The organism is Legionella shakespearei DSM 23087, assembly GCF_000373765.1.
In the GTDB taxonomy this organism is placed as follows: Bacteria; Pseudomonadota; Gammaproteobacteria; order Legionellales; family Legionellaceae; genus Legionella; species Legionella shakespearei.
This window is the reverse complement of record NZ_KB892426.1, coordinates 168,361-188,932: the sequence shown is the minus strand read 5'-3', so window position 1 is coordinate 188,932 and position 20,572 is coordinate 168,361. Positions and strand designations below refer to the sequence as shown.

Here is a 20,572-nt window from a genome sequence, read left to right as displayed (position 1 = left end):
AAAGAGACAGAGCGATCACACTTAATTTTTTATTCATAAAAACATCCTTATTGTTAGACATAAAAGTCTCACACCTTTGAAAGGCTGTTGAGAACAAACCACTTTAAAGAAGAAAAAGGAATTTGGCAAGAGTTAGAATTAAATTAAGAGGGGTTTATTTAAAATAGGCTACAGTTTTTTATATATTTAACAATCGCTTATCCCGAACTCGTTAAGTTAATGAATTCCGCCGTCCCGCGGCTTGTCCGCGGGATCCAGGAATCTCACTTCGAACTTAAATCACTGGATACCGCGGACAAGCCGCGGGACGGTGGAGTAGTGCTTAACTTAATGACAGTGACCTACGTGGTCAGGCTAAGCTTTTTGAGGTTGTCCATATCCAGGATTTTAACCTACTTGCGCCGCTGCATGATTGCAGAAAAGAATTCTGGCTTGTTTAATCCCATTGCTGCAAATATCTGCGGGATTTTATCCCAGCTTCCCTCTTGCTCAATACTTTCAACCACCAGTTCAAACCCGCCATTTTTATCAATATCCATACCCCAACCATTGATCAGGCAAAGTCCCCGCAATCTTTTAGCAGCGATATGCCCCAGTTTCTCTGCTGCCTGAAGATGGGCATGGGCTTCTTCATTTAATTGATGACAACGCTTGAGATTTGCCTGGCTATTAAATATCCCTTCATTTTGCAGGTTTTGACGGTATTTGGCTTCTTCAATAAACATTTGTCCCAACTGATAATGCGCCTCAGCATCTTCAAGCCCTGCTGCTGCACGGTAGCATTCAATGATCATTAGTTCTGCATAAGGAAACTTTTTGCTATTCTTCATTTTTTTAAATAACTTAGCCAATTCAAAATAATAAAGAACTTCCTTTTTGATCATCTCATCACCAGGCTGGTTATTAACCCGATTAGCCTGCATGGCTTTAACTTTCTTTGTAATTCTGTTTATTTTCCAACGATTCATATTTAACATGAACACTCCCGTATCATCGTTATATGTTTTGCACTAATTGATGTAATAGTAGGATGATACATACTATCAAAATCATCAGTAAAAAGATTTTAGCGGCCAGTCCTATCGATGCTCTTATTTCCTTATGTACCAGGATTGCGCTTTGCTTTTCTTCCTCAATTTCTTCTTCTGTTTTAATGCCCAGGATCTGATCATCGATATAATTCGAAATATAATATGAAATATAGCCAGCAATTAAACAGGGAACGAAAAAGATAAGCCAGGACAGGAATTTGCTCGCTGGCAAACTATAGTTCATTTTATTCTGGAAATAGATAATCATATGGCTTATAAAATCAGGGACATCGTAATGAAGGTTCCATATCAGAAAAGGCAGTATAAACATACTGAAAAAGAATAATCCTATTGAAAGTATCAGAGAAATAATTCCCACTATATATAGCTTGTGATTAGCGCTATATCTGTCTTGTTCCATAGTTTATTCACCTCATCCGATTCTCATTGAAAGCGATTAAGCAATTGATTTAACGAATTTAATTGTACAGGTATGCGAACGACAATACCTAATAAATTTCTTCTATTTTTAAGATAGCAGATGAAGTTAAATAAGTACAACGACGGATTAAAAGTAGCATTCCCAAATATCTTGGGTATACTTCGTAACATTGATCATCAGTATATTATAAGGACTATAATGAAGCGTCATGTATTTATGCTTTCAGATGGTACAGGCATCACAGCAGAAACTTTAGGCAACAGCCTCATCACCCAGTTTGAGAATATCGAATTTATAAAATTGACGATACCTTATATTGATTCCGTTGAAAAAGCCGGAGATGTAATACACACAATTAATGAATCATTTCATGAGTCAGGCATTAAACCATTAGTATTTATGACTCTGGTTAATCCTGAAATAAGAAATTATTTTAAAAAAGCCAATGCCTGTGTTTTTGATTTGTTCAGTACATTTATTGGTCCATTGGAAAATGAGCTTAATGAAAAATCATCCTATACTGTTGGCCGGACCCATGGTGTTCCTAATGATAAGTCGTATACTCACCGAATTGAAGCCGTTGATTTTGCCCTGTCTCATGATGATGGTGTTAAAACACGAGGTTACGATAAGGCAGATATTATTTTAATCGGTGTATCCCGATGCGGTAAAACGCCCAGTTGTTTGTATATGGCACTGCAATACGGCATATTGGCAGCAAATTATCCTTTTACCGAAGATGATTTGATTGGCTTCCATTTGCCGGACGTATTACGGCCTTATAAGCACAAATTATTTGGTTTAACCATAGATACCCAGCGCTTACAACAAATCAGGACAGAGCGCAGACCCAATTCCAAATATGCTTCCGCCGAACAATGCCGTCTTGAGGTAACTGAAGTAGAAGCAATGTATCAAAAAGAAAAAATACCTTATATCAATTCTACCAAATATTCTATTGAAGAAATTGCTACCAAGATACTAGCAATATCAGGATTGCAAAGGAAAATTTAGCGTAGTACCCGTGTTAAGTTATCGAAAATCCACCGCTTTTCACAGATCGTAGCCCGTATTAGGCGTCAGCCGTAATACGGGATCGAAGTACTGCATTCCCGTATTACGCTATCGCTAATACGGGCTACAATCTGCAACAGAGTACATCGAACTGTTCCGCTCCCTTACGGTCGCGGCTCGGTTTTCTTAACATGATGAAGCACCAGCCGTAATACGGGATCGAAGTATAGAAGCGACTCCTGAACGATTAAACCACCCACAAAGCCATGAAATCATCTACTTTCATAGCCGACAGAGTATTCGTATCATTCATAGCAACCATAATCTTTTCAACGCGTTCCGCAGGTAAACGTGTGCTGAGATTATGTTTAAACTTGGACATCAGGACAGGAATACCCTCTTCACGGCGACGCTTATGCCCTATCGGATATTCAATAGTAATCAGCTCGCTTTCCGTCCCGTCCTTAAAGACCAGCTTCATGCTATTCGCAATAGAACGCTTTTCCGGATCATGGTATTCACGTGAGAAACGCTCATTTTCCGTAACTTGCATTTTGGCGCGTAACTCATCTATTCGCGGATCCTCAGCCACATCATTTTCATAATGTTCTGCTTTTAAATCACCAAACAGCAATCCTATAGCCACCATGTACTGCAGACAATGATCGCGATCAGCAGGATTATGCAAGGCTCCCTGCTTACTGATAATACGTATCGCAGACTCATGAGTAACCAGTTCTATTGTCGCAATGTCATTAAACCGGCTCTGAACCAGAGGATGTAATTTGACAGCACATTCAACAGCAGTCTGGGCATGAAACTCAGCAGGATAAGAAAGTTTAAACAGCACATTTTCCATAACATAGCTGCCATAAGGGCGTTGGAATTTGAACGGTTTTTTACCAAATAACACATCATAAAAGCCCCAGGTTGGAACAGTTAATGCGCTTGGATAACCCATTTCACCCGCTTTGGCAATCAAAGCCAGACGAACAGCTCGCGATGTAGCATCCCCTGCGGCCCATGATTTTCTTGAACCCGCGTTAGGTGCATGTCTGTAAGTACGTAAGCTCTGGCCATCGACAAAAACCTGTGACAAGGTTCTTAACATCATGTCGCGATCAGCTCCAAATAACTGCGCCGCAACTGCAGCACTGGCTACTTTAACTAAAAATACATGATCCAGACCCACTCGGTTAAAGCTGTTTTCCAATGCCAGACAACCTTGAATTTCATGAGCTTTAATCATTGCAGTCAACACATCTTGCATCAGAATTGGCGCACGTCCATTTCGGCAATTGTCTCTGCATAAATAGTCAGCAACAGCCAATATAGCACCAAGGTTATCTGATGGATGACCCCATTCAGCAGCAAGCCAGGTGTCATTGAAATCAAGCCAACGAATCATCGCGCCAATATTAAAGGCAGCCTGCACTGGATCCAGTTCATAGCCAGTACCAGGAACTCGAGCACCGCCAGTCAGGTTGGCGCCAGGAACTATTGGCCCCATTAATTTGGTGCATTCAGGAAAATTCAGCGCTAACAAGCCACATCCTAAAGTATCCATTAGACACAGACGTGCTGTTTCATAAGCCAGAGCACTATCAATTTTCTTGTTTAATACATAATCTGCGATGTCCGCTATAACCTGATCGTAATCAGGTTTAATATTGTCTTCAACGTAATGACTCATTTTAACCTCTTGTCTCTATTGCAGGAAATGCTCTTGAATCAGGCCCAATATATTCTGATGTTGGTCTGATTAACTTATTATTTGCCCTTTGTTCAAATACATGTGCCGACCAGCCAGTGATCCGGGACATAACAAAAATGGGCGTAAAGAGCTCAGTAGGTATGCCACAATAGTGATATGCAGATGCACTGTAAAAATCAAGGTTGGGGAATAGTTTCTTTTCCGCCCACATGACTTCCTCAATACGCTCTGAAATATGATATAAAAGCAAATCACCTTTATCTTCACCCAATCGGAATGACCATTGCTTGATAATGTCAGAACGAGGATCACAAGTAGTATATACCCTGTGTCCAAAGCCCATGATCAGCGCTTTTTCAGCAAGCATTTTCTTCAAACCAGCTTCCGCTTCATCAGGAGTTTTAAAGCGTTCAATCAACTGCATTGCCGCTTCGTTGGCACCGCCATGTAAAGGTCCGCGTAATGTGCCAATAGCACTGGTAATGGCTGAATAAAAATCAGATAAAGTAGCGGCTGTGACTCTGGCAGCAAAGGTTGATGCATTAAATTCATGTTCTGCATATAAAATCAGTGAAACATTCATCATGTCCACTTCAAGCTTGGTTGGTTTGCGGCCATGTAACAGTTCCAGGAAATGACCACCAATGGTTGGCTCATCAGTAAGGCCTGTTATTTCCTTATTCTGGAAATGGTAAGCATACCAATAACACATCATGCCTGGAAATACAGCGAGTAAGCGATCTGCAATTTCATATTGCTGAGAGAAATTCTCTTCAGGTTCAATATTCCCCAAAAAGGAACAACCCGTTCTTAATACATCCATTGGGTGTGTATTTTTAGGAATAAGCTTTAACACTGTTTTCAAAGCATCAGGCAGGTTCCTGAGTCCCATCAATTTTTTAGTATACGCGCTAAGCTCATTTTGGGTTGGCAGCGTTCCATAATGTAATAAATAAGCAACTTCTTCAAAACTGGCATGAGCAGCTAAATCATCAATGGAATAACCTCTGTAATTCAAACCTTTACCAGCCAATCCAACAGTAGCTATTGCTGATTGTCCAGCAACAACCCCGGCTAAACCTCCACTTTTACTGCTCATTTTCTTCCTCCATTAGTTGGTCCAGTTTCTGTTCGTATTCGTGATAGCCAAGCGTTTCATACAACTCATTGCGCGTTTGCATCTGTGACACCATAGATTGCTGTGTGCCTTGCTGAACAATCGCCTGATAAGTATTTAATGCTGCTTTTGACATTGCCCTAAAGGCACTTAAAGGATATAAAATCAGAGAAATTCCAGCGCTGGCCAATTCCTCACGAGTAAATAATGGTGTTTTTCCAAACTCGGTAATATTCGCTAAAACAGGAACATGTATCTTCTGAGTAAAAAGCCTGTATTCATCCAGAGTAGTCATAGCTTCAGGAAAAATCATATCCGCACCCAGTTCCACACAAAGCAAGGCCCTTTCAATCGCTGCTTCCATTCCATCAACCGCATAGGCATCAGTTCTGGCCATGATTACAAAATCAGGATCCGTTCGTGCATCAACTGCCGCTTTAATCCTGTCTCCCATTTCTGTCATGGAAACTATGGCTTTGTTAGGCCTGTGGCCACAACGCTTTGCAAGAACCTGATCTTCAATATGAACCGCAGCAACATTTGCCCGTTCCATAAGCTTTATCGTTCTGGCTATGTTAAAAGCGTGTCCCCAGCCAGTATCTATATCGACCAAAAGCGGTAAAGAGCTTGCTCCAGTAATTCGACGTGCGTCTTCGAGTACTTCAGACAGATTAGTCATTCCCAGGTCAGGTAATCCGTGAGAGGCATTGGCAACCCCCGCTCCGGATAAATAAATGGCTTTACAACCGGCGGATTCTGCCAGCATGGCAGAGTAGGCATTAATAGTACCCAAAACCTGTAATGGCTTGTTTTCCTTTATTGCGTCTTTAAAAACTTTTCCCATTGAATTGGTCATTCCGTATTACTCCTTTGACCCTTAAGGGTTATTATTATGCTCTAATGGTGAATGCTTCTCAATTCATTTTTTAAATCACCAGGTGCCCTTTCAGATACCAGCGGCAATGTCCCGAGATAAATACACGGTCTGCACTAATCTCGCAAAACAGTTCCCCTTTTCGCTGAGATCCCTGAACAGAACGTAAAGTACTTTTATTTAATCGATCCGCCCAAAATGGCGTTAAAACACAATGAGCCGATCCTGTAACCGGATCTTCAAAAATATTGTATTTAGGATAAAAACAACGGGAATAAAAATCAGCATCATTGCATGATGAGGTAATGATCAGCCCTCTTTTGGGCAATTTTACTAATTGTTTCAGATCGATTTGTGCATTTAATACCTGGGATTCATTAGCCAGAAGCACCAGATAATCCAGTTCGGAATCATATACTTCAACAACTGGCTGATCTAAAAGACTGCTAATACTGCTTTTATTCTCAGATTCAGTATAGTTCAATTTGGGAAAATCAAGGGTATAGCGATCTTTCTCTTTTAAAACAGAAAGCTGCCCGCTTAAACTGTGAAAATTAACCTTGTCACCGCTGCATTTTTCCAATTCAAATAAAACAAAGCCTGCGGCTAAAGTGGCATGACCACACAGGTTTATTTCACCGTTTGGAGTAAACCAGCGTATATGAAAGCCGTTATGATCTTCGATGATGAAAGCGGTTTCTGATAAATTATTTTCAGCCGCTATTGCCTGCATTAATTCATCATTCAACCAGTCATCAAGTAAACAAACAGCTGCTGGATTTCCATGAAATACTTTATCTGTAAACGCATCGACCTGAAAGAACTCAATACTATCCACTAGATTATCACCCACGAAAAGATGGGATTATAACTGATAATCAGACAAAGTTAAGACTGAAATTTAAATTAATCAAGAACTCAAAGTGACGCGTAGACCGGCTGCAAGCAGACCGGGCTACACGCACAATCAGAGTCACTACCACACTGGCACAATCTCTCGGAAACACCTTGACCTAAGCCTGTCTTTTAGGGCGTTGTGCGCAGGGACGCGCACATCGACCGCATGGATGCAGGTTTCCCTAAAAGACAGGCTTAGGTTAAGGGGTTTCTTGCTCAGGACTTTTGAGCTGGGATTTCTTGGGCTTATATTAAACTTCACTGCCGCTTCGATCCCGGTTGCGAGCAACCGGGCTACAGTTCGTGCCAGTATTTTTTGAACTCCACATGCTTATTCCATTCCCTTGACTATCTTTTTACGCAAAAAGCGGGCTGGGGATAAAGCTTGAATCAAATTACGGGGCAGGCAGGACTGCTCACCACTTATGAGTGATGCTAACCATTCGCCACATAAGGGTGTTGTTGTTAACCCCCTTGAACCAAAGCCGGCACATACATATAAACCCGGGTAGTAAGGGGCTATTCCAGGGATCCATCTTTTGGCATTACTGCGTAATCCCGAATATGCCATCATAAACTCTCCTGCTTTAGCTACCGGACCTACCAAAGGCAAGTAATCCGGTGTGGTTGCCCTGACGCCAGCCCAGCTCTCCAATAAGCGATCAGACCATAAGGGAGCATCAGTCATTTGTACCAGTTTCGAATGATTTGCCCAATCATCTTCCGCTTTAATATCTGCACCAGCATTTCCCAGATCATAAGTTGCACCAAAACGATGCCTCCCATCCTTTTCAGGAAGAACATGACCATCAGCGCAAAGGGGTATTTTTAATTGTGAGCTGTGTGCGGTAGCAGGAATTGAACTCATCTGACCACGGATAGACTTAACCGGCAAATACTCCGTTTCTTTAAAATGATGCACCTTGTTACCATTAGCCAGTATCAGTACTGGTGCCTTTTTATCATTCACTTCCCATTCCGCCCCATTATAAAAAATGGAATCAACAGGTGTATTGGCTACCAGAGAAATGCGCTCCTTATCAATCAATACCCTGCATAAATCAGGGGAATTTAACCATCCGGACAATGGAATATACAAACCCGATTTATCCAGCTTAACGCCCGATAAATCTGATGCCTCATTTTTATCAACCAACACACCCAGTTCAGGATAACAAGACAACCAGTCTACTAAACTCTGTTGAGCCATTTCTTCCTTTTGATTATGGGCTAACAATAATGAACCGTTTAATCGCCCTATATCAAATTGCTGTAAAAGTTCTCTGTAATAACCTGATGCGAAAAGAAATGCGGTAAGCATAAATTGAGTCAATGGCGATTTATAAGCTGAAAGTTTGGGAAACAGTACAGCCTGTTGATTTGCTGAACCGCTGCATCCGGCTTGCTGCAATTCATCAATAAGAGTCACTGTCCAGCCGCGCTTTGCCAAAGAGTTAGCAGTAAAACAACCAGCCAATCCTGCACCGACTATAATTGCAGCTTTTCTGTCTGCTCTTATCGGTATTGCGCTATGCCAGGGTGTTGCGCGTTTTTTTAAGTGTATGCCGGCGCTTTTTTTAAAATGCGCACAAAGCATATGGCGCTTGGGACCAAACCCCTTTTTCTTTTCAAGAACAAAGCCACGCGCCCTTAATCGTGCCTTTACAGGAGCAGCTGCAGTGTACGTAGCCAAGGTGGTCTGCTCTTTAGAGAGTAAGGCAATTATAGAAATTAGCTCTTCAGACCACATGTGTTCATTTCTTTTGGGTGCAAAACCGTCCAGATACCAGGCATCGATGAAACCAGCCCTTAATTTGTCTTCAAGAGACGAATCACCACAAATTAAAAATTGTTCAAAGCATTCCAATGCGTCCCCGAGCATGAGAGTTAGCTTTATTCTACCATTGGCAAATGAAATCTGGTGGTGTCCAGGGGTTAAGATGGGATACCTGTCAATTAATTGCTGTGCATAAAAACTCAACTCAGGCCAATTGTTCAGACAGCGTATTAAATCCGCAAGTTTTAAGGGGTGCTTTTCACAGCTAAAGTAATGCAAACAGGCACTTTCTGGTGCGTACTCTTCCCACAACAGCCAGGTAAGAAGAAAATTGAGCCCCGTTCCAAAACCAGTTTCGGCAATAGTAAAAATACCAGGATCATTTTGAGGAAGCTCTTGCCAACGGCGAATCAGGTTATTGCCGTCAATGAACACATAACGGCTCTGTTCTATAGCACTTTCTGAGGCATGATAAATATCATTAAACTGAAGCGAAAACGGCAAACCTGAAGACCAATCCAGGTTTGCCGTTACTATAGGTTCAAACAGATTACTCAAACAGGGTTACTCGTACCATTAGCCACTAACATATCTGCGTCGTTAGCACTGTCATACTTTTTTTCCTGGATTAGTTTCCTTAATTTAGGAATCAGGACCAAAAGCACAAATGAAGAGGCTATCGCAAATAAACCCAACATTAAAAAGACGTGGCTGTAACCGCTATTCGTCAGTAATGGTGAGTTACTTTGCTGATCTACTATCATTAAATTAGAGCTGTAACTGGATAAAGTAGCCCCTACTCCAGTATTTAACATCCACATCCCCATCATAACACCCTGAAGAGATGCGGGCGCCAGCGCTCCAATCATGGCATAGCCTATTGGAGATATGAGTAGTTCACCTATGCTTTGCAATATAAAGCAGGCCACTATCCATCCAGGATTCACCATACCTTGTGAATTGGCATAAGCAATTCCTATTGGTAATATCGCAAAAGCGACTCCAATAAAGAACAAAGCCAAGGCAAACTGGCTAGGTATGTTAATACTGACACCTTTGGCTCGCAGACGGTGGAACAATACCCCCAGAAGTGGACCACCTATAACAATAGCGACAGTATTTATATTCTGGAACCATTGTGGAGGAATAATCCAGTTGGCATATTCTCTTTGTACATTATGATCAATAAAAACGGTTAACCCCATAGGGCCTATCTGATAAAGCATCCAGAAAATCGTTCCAACAATCATTAATACCGCGAAAGCCAGGATTTTATCTTTTGCCTGTTTTGTGGACTGTTGATGAGCGATATAGATAATCAGGGCCAGCATTGCTATACCAGTAACTATTACCAGCTTATTAGCCCAGTCGGCATATTGCAGCATTTGGCTTAGCAAGAGAGGAAGCAACAAAATTAACCCTATCCCCAGACCTGTGGCCTTTTTCTGTTCTTGTTTCGCTTTGCGTGAATAGGTAGTATCCCTGTCCGCCAATTGGTGCCAACAATAAAGGCAAATAAGTAAAGCGATTAAATTTCCTAAACTACTGAGGAGGAACAAACGTTGATAGTTTTGTGATATCTGAAATACGCCACTTAAACTAAACCCTATGAAAAAGCCTATATTCATTCCCGCATAGTTCCACAGGAAAGCGGTTTCACGGCGCGTATCATCAGGAGCAAAGCGCTGGGTTAACATGCAGTTAAGGCAGGTAACATTCAAACCAGATCCGGTTAGAAATGCAGCCAAACCATAATACAAGTACTGAACACCACCCACAGATAAGAGAATACATCCAACAACCTGAGCAACCATTCCTACACAAAATAATGAGCGATTAGACAGCAGACGCCCACCCCAGAATCCACCCAGAAGATGAAGCGCAAAATTAAACGCAATAAAAACACCCATAATGCTGTTTGCAGTACTTACTGGCAACCCCAGTTTGCCTTTCATATACAAAACGAGGGTTGAATAAAGAACGCTAAAACTTAGTGTAGAAACCACTTGAATGAAAAATAAAGCGATAGTTCCTTGCGGCATTGTATTCCATAGTCCTCTTTTGCTACCCAATATCGACATAATATGCCTTCCTTTGCTAGCTGAGTTCTTCTTCAATATGACATGAGGAAAAACTACTGTCTAGTGTTAATAATTTGTGTAAGTACTTTTTCTGCGGCTTCTTGTGTTTTTGCTATTTCTGCAGCACCATGCGCAGCGGAAACAAACCCAGCCTCATACATGGACGGAGCGAGATATATACCATTATCCAACATTCCATGAAAGAATTTTTTAAATAATATTTCGTCAGAAGAAGCGACATCGGCATAATCATTTATCTGCTCTTTGTCCGTAAAACAAAACCCGAACATTCCCCCCCTTGATGCTTTGAAAAGAGGAACATGTAACGATTCTGCAACCTGGGACAGACCCTCAATCAGATTATGGGTTGTTTTACTCAGATTGTTAAAAAAGTCCGGTTTTTCTATTTCACTCAAGGTAGCCAACCCTGCGGCCATAGCCAGAGGATTTCCTGAAAGAGTACCCGCCTGATAAACTGGCCCTTCCGGTGCCAGAAAAGACATAATCTCGGCACGGCCACCTAAAGCACCTACCGGCATACCACCACCAATAACCTTGCCTAAAGTAGTAATATCAGGTTGAACATTATAAAGGCTTTGTGCTCCACCCAAAGCGACACGAAATCCGGTCATTACCTCGTCAAAAATTAATAAAGCCTTGTATCGGTCACAAAGCTCACGCAATCCTTTAAGAAAATCAGGCTTCGGCAAAACAAAGCCCATATTACCTGCAATAGGTTCAAGGATAACCGTGGCAATATCATCGGGATATTTTTTAAACAATTGTTCCACTTGATCCAAATCATTAAAATCAGCAGTCAGGGTATGTTCGGTAATACTGGCTGGTATGCCAGGGGTTGAAGGTATACCCAGAGTCAAAAGGCCTGAACCCGCTTTAACAAGCAAACTGTCACTATGGCCATGATAACAGCCGTTAAATTTGATGAATTTATTTCGTTTCGTATAGCCACGAGCCAACCGAATTGCAGTCATAGTCGCTTCAGTACCTGAGTTGACCATACGTACTTTTTCTATGGAGGGTACCAGCGATATTATTTTTTCTGCCAATAATATTTCCAATTCAGTTGGTGCACCGAAACTCATGCCGCTATTGAGTACTTGACTTACTGCAGCAATCACAGTTGGGTAACAATGTCCTAAAATCAAAGGCCCCCATGAACCAACATAATCAATATACTGATTATTATCTTCATCGACCAGATAAGCACCCTTACCTTGCTTAAAAAACAAAGGCTCGCCGCCAACCCCTTTAAAAGCCCTTACTGGTGAGTTAACACCGCCTGGAATAACCGATTGAGCATGATGAAACAAATCTGATGAACGAGTCATATAAAATCCACAGCTATAGAATTACAAATGCAATTAATGCGTTAAAATATCAATTTCCAACCTTTAATAGTACATTTATTTTTAAAAATTGGCAAAAAGAAACGGTTTATCTTTACAATACTGTCCGCACTCGATAAATTATCTTTTTTTAATTGTAGAGTTTTGATTATGCAAGAATATAAGAAGTTCATATGTGTCATCTGTGGATTTATCTATGATGAAGCAGAGGGATGGCCGGAAGATGGCATTGAGCCAGGAACATTATGGGCAGATGTACCTGAAAACTGGTTCTGTCCCGACTGTGGCGCCGGTAAAGAAGATTTTGATATGGTTGAAATGGAATAAATCACCTCTCTTGGATGCACGTCATCCTGAGCTGATGCATCCCCACGAAAATGATTTTTACGAACACAAACTTCAAGTTTGCTTCCATTTTTATGAAAGTTAAGAAAACCGAGCCGCGACCGTGAGGGAGCGGAATTTTTGTTGAAGCACGTAACAAGGTATAGCTCGACCTATCCAAGGTGCAGGAAAGCAGATACGTACCAGTATAACTGTTCCGCTTCCTCACGGTCGCGGCTCGGTTTTTTTTAATTAATGGCAGTATCGTATAGCCCGTATTAGGCGAAGCCGTAATGCGGGAAATCGAGGCCTCAAAAAGGTTTTACCACTACCAACAGTACAATACCAATAAGTAATAGCGTAGGTATTTCATTAAAAATCCGGAAAAAGCGTGGTTTTTTCAGATTTTTATCTGCCGCAAACAATTTCAGATAATGCCCGCAGGCGAAATGATAAATCCATAGCAATATAACCAGGCTTAATTTGGCATGCATCCATCCGGCTTTCATGTAATAAGGCAAGTTGAAGCTCAACAGCAATATACCTAATAGTGTTGTTAATAGTGACGCAGGCCAGGTAATCCCATAATACAGTCTTCTTTCCATGATTTTAAAACGCGCAATACTGATTGGATCATTAGCATCTGCATGATAAACAAAAAGGCGTGGTAAATAAAAAATCCCGGCGAACCAGGCAACCAGTGCAATAATGTGAAATGCTTTAATGAGTAACATACTGTTCCTATTTGTTCTTTTTGAGTTTCGTACGTGATTTCTTTATTAAATTTAAAGATTCCACCGCCAGGGAAAAGCCCATTGCAAAATACAAATAGCCTCTGGGAATATGGAAGGATAAGCCATCAGCAACCAGAACTGTACCGATCAAAATCAGGTAGCTCAGTGCTAACATTTTTATTGTCGGGTGTTTGATAATAAAGTCACTAACCGGTTCACTCGCATAAATCATAATAATGATTGCTATGGTAATTGCCAGAGCCATTACCCAGAAAATTGATGTTAAACCCACGGCAGTTAAAACGCTATCGAGAGAAAAGATGATATCCAGTAAGGCGACTTGAATTACAACGCCTCTGAATGTTGCAGCTGAGTACACTTTTTTTGAAACAGGATCAACTATGGGTTCTTTAGTGACATCCTGATGAATTTCATCAGTTGACTTCCATATCAAAAAGGCACCACCCAATAACAGGAAAATATCTCTGGCCGAAAGCGTTAAGGTACCGATAGAAATTAAGGGCTTGACCAGCTGTACCATATATACTGCAGATGCCAATAGAATCAAACGCGTCATCCAGGCGAAAGTCAGTCCCCAGCGCCGTGCTTTTTTACGTTTTTCGGCAGGCAGCTTTTCAGTCAAAATAGACAAGATCACTAAATTGTCTATTCCCAAAACTATTTCCAGGATAACCAGTGCGACCAAACTCAAGCCTATATTCACAAATTCCATGTTTTGTCTCTTAAAAATTTAAGTTAGGGTTGTTTCTAACGCTGCAACGGCATATACAGCGCAGAAAATCTGCTCATTTTGACCAAAAGGCCAGGAATGTCAACATAGCCAGGTATTCTCTCTAAAATATTTGTAAAGGTAAATGATTCACTTTATTGATTTGCTTCGTTATAATTATTTCTGTGTAACCATTCAAGTGAGAATTAGCAATCATCAAATTTATCAAAAAGCTGTTGAAAAGAAACAGGGCTCATAAACCTCTTGTTGACTCAGCTTATATCATTCCCAGAACGAAACATACTATATCTAAATCAGATATTAGTCATAATGCCTTAAAGGTTCTTAACCGTCTGATCAGCAATGGCTTTCAGGCTTACCTTGTTGGCGGCAGTGTCAGGGATTTATTACTTCATAAAGCACCGAAGGATTTTGATGTTGCGACTAACGCAACACCTAATGAAATCAAAAACCTGTTCAGGAACGGCCGTATCATCGGACGTCGCTTTAAGTTGGTACATATACTGTTTCACCGAGAAATTATAGAGGTTGCTACTTTCCGTGGGCATGATGCTGTTGATGCAAGCCAGCAAACGAACGAACGCGGCATGTTAGTGCGTGACAATGTGTATGGCTCTCTTGATGAAGATGCCTGGCGCCGCGATTTCACAGTAAATTCTTTATATTACAATATTGATGACTCTTCTATAATAGACTTCACTGGTGGAGTGAAAGACGTACAGCAGAAATTAATTCGGATGATCGGTGACCCGGTTACCCGATATAAGGAAGATCCTGTCCGTATGCTTCGTGCCATTCGTTTCAGTGCCAAGTTACATTTTAAATTAGCGCCAGAAACAGAAGCGCCCTTCCCGCAAATAAGCCATCTCATTACTCATGTATCCAATTCGCGCTTATTTGATGAAATGACGAAGCTTTATCAATGTGGTGAGGCTGAAACTGTTCAAAAACTTCTTATCCAGTATGGTTTATTTGAGCATCTTTGCGCTCAGACTGCATCACTGTTATCAAGCCAATATCCGGTTAATGCCTTATTAGGCATCGCATTGGAAAATACAGACACGCGGATTCGTGACAACAAGCCTGTAACGCCTGCTTTTCTGTTCGCCGTTTTATTATGGTTCCCCATGATTGAGTGCTCTAAAAAGCTGCAATCAACGGGATTAGATCCTCTCCCTGCTATAGAAAAGGCTATGTCCCTGGTCATTGCTGAACAAAATAAGGCCATTTCCATACCCAAACGATACACTCAGGTCATTAGAGAAATATGGCTCTTGCAATATCGATTTTCTAAAAGAGCCGGTGGAAGAGCATTTAATCTATTACAACACCCCAGATTCAGAGCTGCCTTCGACTTTATGGCCTTAAGAGCTTTGGCCGGTGATGAGTCTATGGAACTAGCACAATGGTGGACAACGTTTCAGGATGTAGATGAAACGGAACAGGCTAAAATGGTCGCTGATTTGACACCACCAACGCCGTCAAAGCCCAGACGCAGGCGAAAACCTAAAGCAGCTCAATGAACCTTTGTTATTTAAGCCTGGGCTCTAATCAAAAATCACCTGAACGCCAGATTCGTCAGGCGATTAAACTGATTAGAACCCTGCCTTCCACTTCAGTCAGCAGGATTTCATCACTTTATTGGACTAAAGCCTGGGGACTACAGACGCAACAAGATTTTTGTAATGCTGCGGTTGAAATTAAAACAGCGTTAAATCCGGTTTTATTGCTGAAATGGTGCCATAAAATTGAGTCCAGACATTGCCGCATCAGGAAAAAAGCCTGGGGTCCAAGAACACTCGACATAGATATTATTTTTTATGGCGAGAGAACGATACGCACCAATACTTTAACCATTCCCCACCCTTATTTTGCCTCCAGGGATTTTGTCCTTAAGCCTTTATTGGAAATCAATCCCAATATAGTATTTTGATAGCAATAAACTAATAGAGTAACCTTTTCAGTTTTATTGACATTATTGCAAATGACTTTCAACTTGCTGCAAAACAGACTATCTTTAATCATAAGGAATATCATTTATCTTAATTCATTGTAGATATGGATAAATGTCATGAATAATAATTTTTACTTAATTTATGGAAGATCATGAAAAAAATATTTTTTTCTGCACTTATCCTGACCTCAATCAGCTTATTGACAGGCTGCTGGACGGTTCAGCAAGGACAAAAGTCCGGAATCATCGTTAAAGTGGCTAAAGAAGGCAACTTTTGGGGTACTTATGAAGGTGAAATTATTCTGGGCGGTCTTGAAAATGCCAGTGGCGTCAGTGGCAGAGCGTTTCATTTTACTTTAGGGCAATTTAAATCCGATTTGGTGAAACAGGCCGAATTCGCAATGCAAAACAATAAACACGTGATCATTAGCTACCATTGTGACGCATATACCATGCCCTGGAGTGGTGAAACCAAGTGTTTCGTTAACAAAATTAATATTTTACCTGATAAATAGTGAATACAAGAATCGGTCTCGGTTGTAGAGAGATTAAGGATCAAGAACTTTAAGGTGAGCCAAAATGTATAATAATATTTTATTTGCTACCGACTTGCTTAATGAACATACTCATCTGGCGACCAAAGCGGCTGAAATTGCCAAACAGTTTAACGCTAAATTATATCTCCTGCATGTGATTGAGCTTCCAGCCAGTTTCCAGTTAGCCCAGGGACTTGGTTTTACCGAGTTAGCGAATCCAGCCAAGGATGATGCGCAGACTGTATTATCTTTGATTGGAGAGGAGCTTAACGTACCGGCCGAACGTCAGTTTGTAGAAATAGGTTCAGTGAAGGAACATATATTATTCAAAGCCAAAGATTTAAATTGCCAACTCATTATTATAGGCAGCCGTTCCTCCAGTGGCATTCAATCACTCCTCGGCAGTACAGCACATGCCACAGTGAACCATGCATCCTGCGATGTATTGACATTGAGAGTTTAGGGTCTTAGCAAGTGCCACAACACGTCGTCAGATCCACGTTGTCCTGAGCTACGTCGTCCTGAGCGCGTCTTTTTGCGCGAAGGATCTCCCAATACTGGCACCATGCCGTTTTCAGGAGATCCTTCGCGCAAAAAGACGCGCTCAGGACGACGTAGATGGGGAAGGGTTAGCGGCTACGAGTCAGTATTATTTGTCTTTCTTTTTAGACTTCACCCGTTTCATCAGCCTTCTTTTCTTATTAACCTGACGCTGGGATAATTTATTCTTTTTCTCGGCAAATGGATTAGCTCCACCTCGAAATTCCAGTTTCAACGGGGTACCAACCAACTCCAAATGCTTTATAAATTCATTATTCAAATAGCGTTTGTAGCTGTCTGGCAGTGAATCCAGCTGATTACCATGGATAACAATTACTGGAGGGTTATGGCCACCTATGTGAGCATAACGTAACTTGATTCTGCGTCCACTCACACAGGGAGGTGTATGTTTTGTACTTATATCCTGCAACAGACGAGTTAACCTGGGAGTTGAAAACGACTGGGTTGCGGACGCATAGGCCTCATTAATATCTTTAAATAAACCGCCAACGCCACTGCCGTGCAAAGCTGAAATAAACCTGATTTTGGCAAAACTGGCAAAGTGTAATCGTCTTGATAACTCATCTTTTACACGTTCCCTATGATCTTCATCCAGGCCATCCCATTTATTCACAGCGATAACCAGCGCTTTACCAGACTCAATAATAAAGCCGAGCAAATTCATATCCTGATCTGTAATTCCCTCTCGGGCATCCAGCAACTGGAGACACACATTAGATTCTTTTATTGCCTGTAATGTTTTGATAACAGAAAATTTTTCAATTTTCTCATCAATACGGGACTTTCTACGCACCCCAGCAGTATCAATCAAAACATATTTTTGCTCATCACGCTCGAAGGGAATAGAAATACTGTCACGAGTCGTCCCTGGCATGTCATATACAACAACCCGCTCTTCGCCTAAAATTCTGTTAATTAAAGTGGATTTACCTACATTAGGCCGTCCTGCAAAAGCTATTTTAATTGTATTATCATGATCCAGCGTTTCACTCTCTTCGCTTATAAATGGTGATAATATAGTTTCCAACAGAGAGCTGATGCCGCTGCCATGTGACGCAGATATAGAATGAACATCTGTAAGCCCCAGAGACTGGAAATCAGAACAGGCAATATCATCATCCAGCCCTTCCGTTTTATTAACCACCAGATGGATACGCTTGTTTAATTTTCTTAAATTATCAGCAATGTTTTCGTCAATTCCTGTTAAGCCAGAGCGCCCATCAACCAGAAACAGTACTGCATCAGCCTCATTTAATGCGATTGCTGATTGCTTTGACATCAAACTGTCTACAGCAATATCATCAACACCTATACCACCGGTATCGACTACGATATATGGCCTGCCGTTAAAATCAGCATGTCCATACTGTCTATCACGGGTAAGGCCAGGAAAATCAGCGACCAAAGCGTCCTGAGTTTTAGTCAATCTGTTAAACAGAGTTGATTTACCCACATTCGGACGCCCAACAAGCGCTATTACTGGAATCATTATTAGCTCACAGACAGTTGATTAAGCATTCCATTGTCGGTTAACACAAACAGAGTCCGGCCTGTTACAGTTGGTGATACGCTGACACTGCCAGGTAACTGGGCTCGAGCGAGTAATTCACCTGTTTGCGCTTCTATGAAATGCAGATATCCTGTTTTATCGCCGACAACAACATCCTCTCCCAAAAGTACCGGCTCAGTAAGCCCTCTTGCTTTCAATGCAGTTTGCTTCCAATTCACATTACCTGTGCGCTTGTCCAAAGACCAGACAACGTCATTGCTGTCAGTAACGTAAAGCGTATTATTGCTTAAGACCATATTTTTATAAACGGAACCTGGCTTTCTCCAAAGAAACTGTCCATCAGTTAATGATAAAGCACCTATATAACCCTGATAACTCGCCAAATAAGCAACTTTATCTTTTACAATAGGATCTGAATCTATATCAACCAAACGCTCTACATCACTGGCTCCCGTAGCGTATGCGATACTTCTTTGCCAAATCAGCTGACCTGTTTGTATCTCATATGCATCCAGTTTTCCGTCAGAAAATCCAATCAGAACCAGATTATCAACGATAATCGGAGAAGAACTGGCTTTTAAAACCAGGCTGGGAGAACCATGCTCTGCAAACCAAAGCTGCTTGCCCGTAACTGCATCAAAGGCAAATACTTTGCCATCTATGGTTTTTGCTATTACTTTCTGATGAGATAAAGCGGGTGGAGACAGAACCTCTCCAGATACTTTTGTCTGCCACAACTCTTTGCCATCGGCCTGATTCAACAAGGCTATGGTCGATGAATTAGTGCTGACCACTATAAAACCATCCGCTACAGTAGGCCCGCTTAAAATGCCATGCGCAAGTTGGGTAGACCATTTAATTTGGCCATCACTTTTTTTAACTGCCTGAATTAATCCACTGGCATCCGCTGTATAAATCATATCGCCACGAATGACCGGTTTAAGTTTTAAGTAATCTTTGCCCTTATGAGCCCGTCCAACAGGAGCAGACCAATTTTGGGATACCTTAACCTTTGATTCTATTTCTTTAAGATCTTTAGGTTTCGGTGTATTATCTTTGCCTAGCATATAATCATCAACTGTATTACATCCCTGCAACAAGACAGACATCAACAAAACCAATATTTTAACTTTCATAAAACTTTAGCCTTATATTAATAAATTAAGCAGCCTGCGCTTTTTTATCATCAGAAATCATGGATTGACTTTTCAGCGCCAGCTCATTTGTTTTCATTTCTAAAAACAAATTGCCCATACCATTATTTTTTACTTCATTAATTGCCAGTCTATATGAGGTAATAGCTTGTTCATATTGACCTGTAGCACCGTAAATATCACCTTTCAATTCGTTAATAACAGGTAAATACGCTTCGTCATCAACAGAACTCAGCTCTTTTAAAGCATTGGTGTACGATTTTTCTGCGGCCAATAACCTGGCAATCCGGATTTTCGCTATCTGTTTCAGCGCAGTCATGTTGCTTTTGGCTGCTACACTCTGTAACTCGCTTTTTGCCTGATCCAGCTTGTTTTTAGAAACATAAATTTTAGCGAGGGTCATATGAGCAACGTCAGCATAAACGGTATTCCCGTAATCTTTAATCAACTCATTAGCATAAGATCTTACGGCTTTAATATTTTGATGCGAAAAAGCAACCATCATGTTTTCATAAGTCATAGATGCTTGTTGCGTCAGTTTATCCTGATGCCAATGCATGTACCTATAACCTGCGATACAAAGAAGAATCAGTGAAAAAATTATGGTTACTATATTTCCATAGCGTCCCCACCATTTTTTAATGTTCTCTAATTGTTCTTCTTCCGTCATATAAACTGACATTATACTCTCCCGCCTTACGCAAAAATCTGTTGTACACTGAGTCTTTTGGCAA

Annotated in this window: 20 protein-coding genes; 6 read left to right on the top strand and 14 right to left on the bottom strand. The window is 41.1% G+C overall.

Annotation, left to right across the window (positions count from 1 at the left end; translation table 11 throughout):
* Positions 1 to 392: 392 nt before the first annotated feature.
* Together B094_RS0113105 and B094_RS0113100 are read right to left on the bottom strand one after the other, a co-directional pair.
* Positions 393 to 977, bottom strand: coding sequence for an SEL1-like repeat protein (locus B094_RS0113105; protein ID WP_018578270.1), 585 nt, complete (start codon positions 975 to 977; stop codon positions 393 to 395).
* Between the two features lie 19 nt (positions 978 to 996).
* Positions 997 to 1,452: a hypothetical protein gene (locus B094_RS0113100; RefSeq protein ID WP_018578269.1), complete on the bottom strand. Its 456-nt coding sequence runs from the start codon at positions 1,450 to 1,452 to the stop codon at positions 997 to 999.
* 219 nt (positions 1,453 to 1,671) lie between these two features.
* Between B094_RS0113100 and ppsR the strand changes: the two genes are divergently transcribed.
* On the top strand, positions 1,672 to 2,487 hold the full coding sequence (gene ppsR, locus B094_RS0113095) for a posphoenolpyruvate synthetase regulatory kinase/phosphorylase PpsR (protein WP_018578268.1): 816 nt from the start codon (positions 1,672 to 1,674) through the stop codon (positions 2,485 to 2,487).
* Positions 2,488 to 2,734: 247 nt separating this feature from the next.
* Here the strand turns inward: ppsR and B094_RS0113090 are convergent, their stop codons facing one another.
* The 7 genes from B094_RS0113090 to hemL form a co-directional block, all read right to left on the bottom strand.
* A complete protein-coding gene (locus B094_RS0113090) occupies positions 2,735 to 4,180 on the bottom strand; it encodes a bifunctional 2-methylcitrate dehydratase/aconitate hydratase (protein WP_018578267.1) in 1,446 nt (481 codons plus the stop codon).
* Position 4,181: 1 nt separating this feature from the next.
* A complete protein-coding gene (gene prpC, locus B094_RS0113085) occupies positions 4,182 to 5,300 on the bottom strand; it encodes a bifunctional 2-methylcitrate synthase/citrate synthase (protein ID WP_018578266.1) in 1,119 nt (372 codons plus the stop codon).
* Entirely contained in the window at positions 5,290 to 6,174 is an 885-nt protein-coding gene (gene prpB, locus B094_RS0113080) for a methylisocitrate lyase (protein ID WP_018578265.1), read from the bottom strand. The genes prpC and prpB overlap by 11 nt, the downstream gene beginning before the upstream one ends.
* A 70-nt stretch (positions 6,175 to 6,244) precedes the next feature.
* Positions 6,245 to 7,030: a PhzF family phenazine biosynthesis protein gene (locus tag B094_RS0113075; protein WP_018578264.1), complete on the bottom strand. Its 786-nt coding sequence runs from the start codon at positions 7,028 to 7,030 to the stop codon at positions 6,245 to 6,247.
* A gap of 390 nt (positions 7,031 to 7,420) precedes the next feature.
* Positions 7,421 to 9,424, bottom strand: coding sequence for a bifunctional tRNA (5-methylaminomethyl-2-thiouridine)(34)-methyltransferase MnmC2/FAD-dependent 5-carboxymethylaminomethyl-2-thiouridine(34) oxidoreductase MnmC1 (gene mnmC, locus B094_RS0113070; RefSeq protein WP_018578263.1), 2,004 nt, complete (start codon positions 9,422 to 9,424; stop codon positions 7,421 to 7,423).
* Positions 9,421 to 10,947 (bottom strand): peptide MFS transporter, encoded by a 1,527-nt coding sequence (locus tag B094_RS16260; RefSeq protein ID WP_040524316.1) that lies wholly within the window; start codon positions 10,945 to 10,947, stop codon positions 9,421 to 9,423. Before B094_RS16260 ends, mnmC begins: the two co-directional genes overlap by 4 nt.
* Before the next feature lie 53 nt (positions 10,948 to 11,000).
* Positions 11,001 to 12,296, bottom strand: a complete 1,296-nt coding sequence (gene hemL, locus B094_RS0113060) for a glutamate-1-semialdehyde 2,1-aminomutase (RefSeq protein WP_018578261.1) — start codon at positions 12,294 to 12,296, stop codon at positions 11,001 to 11,003.
* A 168-nt stretch (positions 12,297 to 12,464) separates the two neighbouring features.
* Here hemL and B094_RS0113055 point away from each other — a divergent pair, with 168 nt between their 5' ends.
* Positions 12,465 to 12,641, top strand: a complete 177-nt coding sequence (locus B094_RS0113055) for a rubredoxin (protein WP_018578260.1) — start codon at positions 12,465 to 12,467, stop codon at positions 12,639 to 12,641.
* Positions 12,642 to 12,949: 308 nt separating this feature from the next.
* Here B094_RS0113055 and hemJ read toward each other — a convergent pair whose 3' ends face one another.
* Positions 12,950 to 13,372, bottom strand: coding sequence for a protoporphyrinogen oxidase HemJ (gene hemJ / locus B094_RS0113050; RefSeq protein WP_018578259.1), 423 nt, complete (start codon positions 13,370 to 13,372; stop codon positions 12,950 to 12,952).
* A 7-nt stretch (positions 13,373 to 13,379) separates the two neighbouring features.
* Positions 13,380 to 14,105: a TerC family protein gene (locus B094_RS0113045; protein WP_018578258.1), complete on the bottom strand. Its 726-nt coding sequence runs from the start codon at positions 14,103 to 14,105 to the stop codon at positions 13,380 to 13,382.
* 230 nt (positions 14,106 to 14,335) lie between these two features.
* Here B094_RS0113045 and pcnB point away from each other — a divergent pair, with 230 nt between their 5' ends.
* The 4 genes from pcnB to B094_RS0113025 all read left to right on the top strand — a co-directional run bounded on the left by pcnB (position 14,336) and on the right by B094_RS0113025 (position 17,076).
* Positions 14,336 to 15,646 (top strand): polynucleotide adenylyltransferase PcnB, encoded by a 1,311-nt coding sequence (pcnB, locus tag B094_RS0113040; RefSeq protein WP_051078220.1) that lies wholly within the window; start codon positions 14,336 to 14,338, stop codon positions 15,644 to 15,646.
* Positions 15,643 to 16,056 (top strand): 2-amino-4-hydroxy-6-hydroxymethyldihydropteridine diphosphokinase, encoded by a 414-nt coding sequence (gene folK / locus B094_RS0113035; RefSeq protein ID WP_018578256.1) that lies wholly within the window; start codon positions 15,643 to 15,645, stop codon positions 16,054 to 16,056. Before pcnB ends, folK begins: the two co-directional genes overlap by 4 nt.
* Before the next feature lie 173 nt (positions 16,057 to 16,229).
* The gene (locus B094_RS0113030; protein ID WP_018578255.1) at positions 16,230 to 16,592 is read left to right on the top strand and encodes a hypothetical protein; all 363 of its coding nucleotides are present in this window, start codon (positions 16,230 to 16,232) and stop codon (positions 16,590 to 16,592) included.
* Positions 16,593 to 16,656: 64 nt separating this feature from the next.
* Positions 16,657 to 17,076: a universal stress protein gene (locus tag B094_RS0113025; RefSeq protein WP_018578254.1), complete on the top strand. Its 420-nt coding sequence runs from the start codon at positions 16,657 to 16,659 to the stop codon at positions 17,074 to 17,076.
* Between the two features lie 186 nt (positions 17,077 to 17,262).
* Here B094_RS0113025 and der read toward each other — a convergent pair whose 3' ends face one another.
* The 3 genes from der to B094_RS0113010 are packed head-to-tail and all read right to left on the bottom strand — an operon-like array spanning position 17,263 to position 20,520.
* Complete coding sequence (gene der / locus B094_RS0113020) at positions 17,263 to 18,663, bottom strand: ribosome biogenesis GTPase Der (protein WP_018578253.1); 1,401 nt, start codon at positions 18,661 to 18,663, stop codon at positions 17,263 to 17,265.
* A gap of 2 nt (positions 18,664 to 18,665) precedes the next feature.
* Positions 18,666 to 19,820, bottom strand: coding sequence for an outer membrane protein assembly factor BamB (gene bamB, locus B094_RS0113015; RefSeq protein WP_018578252.1), 1,155 nt, complete (start codon positions 19,818 to 19,820; stop codon positions 18,666 to 18,668).
* A gap of 25 nt (positions 19,821 to 19,845) precedes the next feature.
* Positions 19,846 to 20,520, bottom strand: coding sequence for a YfgM family protein (locus tag B094_RS0113010; protein WP_018578251.1), 675 nt, complete (start codon positions 20,518 to 20,520; stop codon positions 19,846 to 19,848).
* Positions 20,521 to 20,572 lie beyond the last annotated feature (52 nt).

Coding starts and splice junctions, on each gene's coding strand:
- B094_RS0113105 (WP_018578270.1), bottom strand. CDS start 977: ATGTTAAATATGAATCGTTGGAAAATAAACAGAATTACAAAGAAAGTT.
- der (WP_018578253.1), bottom strand. CDS start 18,663: ATGATTCCAGTAATAGCGCTTGTTGGGCGTCCGAATGTGGGTAAATCA.
- B094_RS0113055 (WP_018578260.1), top strand. CDS start 12,465: ATGCAAGAATATAAGAAGTTCATATGTGTCATCTGTGGATTTATCTAT.
- prpB (WP_018578265.1), bottom strand. CDS start 6,174: ATGACCAATTCAATGGGAAAAGTTTTTAAAGACGCAATAAAGGAAAAC.
- hemJ (WP_018578259.1), bottom strand. CDS start 13,372: ATGTTACTCATTAAAGCATTTCACATTATTGCACTGGTTGCCTGGTTC.
- B094_RS0113030 (WP_018578255.1), top strand. CDS start 16,230: ATGAAAAAAATATTTTTTTCTGCACTTATCCTGACCTCAATCAGCTTA.
- B094_RS0113100 (WP_018578269.1), bottom strand. CDS start 1,452: ATGGAACAAGACAGATATAGCGCTAATCACAAGCTATATATAGTGGGA.
- bamB (WP_018578252.1), bottom strand. CDS start 19,820: ATGAAAGTTAAAATATTGGTTTTGTTGATGTCTGTCTTGTTGCAGGGA.
- hemL (WP_018578261.1), bottom strand. CDS start 12,296: ATGACTCGTTCATCAGATTTGTTTCATCATGCTCAATCGGTTATTCCA.
- B094_RS0113010 (WP_018578251.1), bottom strand. CDS start 20,520: ATGTCAGTTTATATGACGGAAGAAGAACAATTAGAGAACATTAAAAAA.
- prpC (WP_018578266.1), bottom strand. CDS start 5,300: ATGAGCAGTAAAAGTGGAGGTTTAGCCGGGGTTGTTGCTGGACAATCA.
- B094_RS16260 (WP_040524316.1), bottom strand. CDS start 10,947: ATGTCGATATTGGGTAGCAAAAGAGGACTATGGAATACAATGCCGCAA.
- B094_RS0113090 (WP_018578267.1), bottom strand. CDS start 4,180: ATGAGTCATTACGTTGAAGACAATATTAAACCTGATTACGATCAGGTT.
- folK (WP_018578256.1), top strand. CDS start 15,643: ATGAACCTTTGTTATTTAAGCCTGGGCTCTAATCAAAAATCACCTGAA.
- B094_RS0113025 (WP_018578254.1), top strand. CDS start 16,657: ATGTATAATAATATTTTATTTGCTACCGACTTGCTTAATGAACATACT.
- ppsR (WP_018578268.1), top strand. CDS start 1,672: ATGAAGCGTCATGTATTTATGCTTTCAGATGGTACAGGCATCACAGCA.
- B094_RS0113045 (WP_018578258.1), bottom strand. CDS start 14,105: ATGGAATTTGTGAATATAGGCTTGAGTTTGGTCGCACTGGTTATCCTG.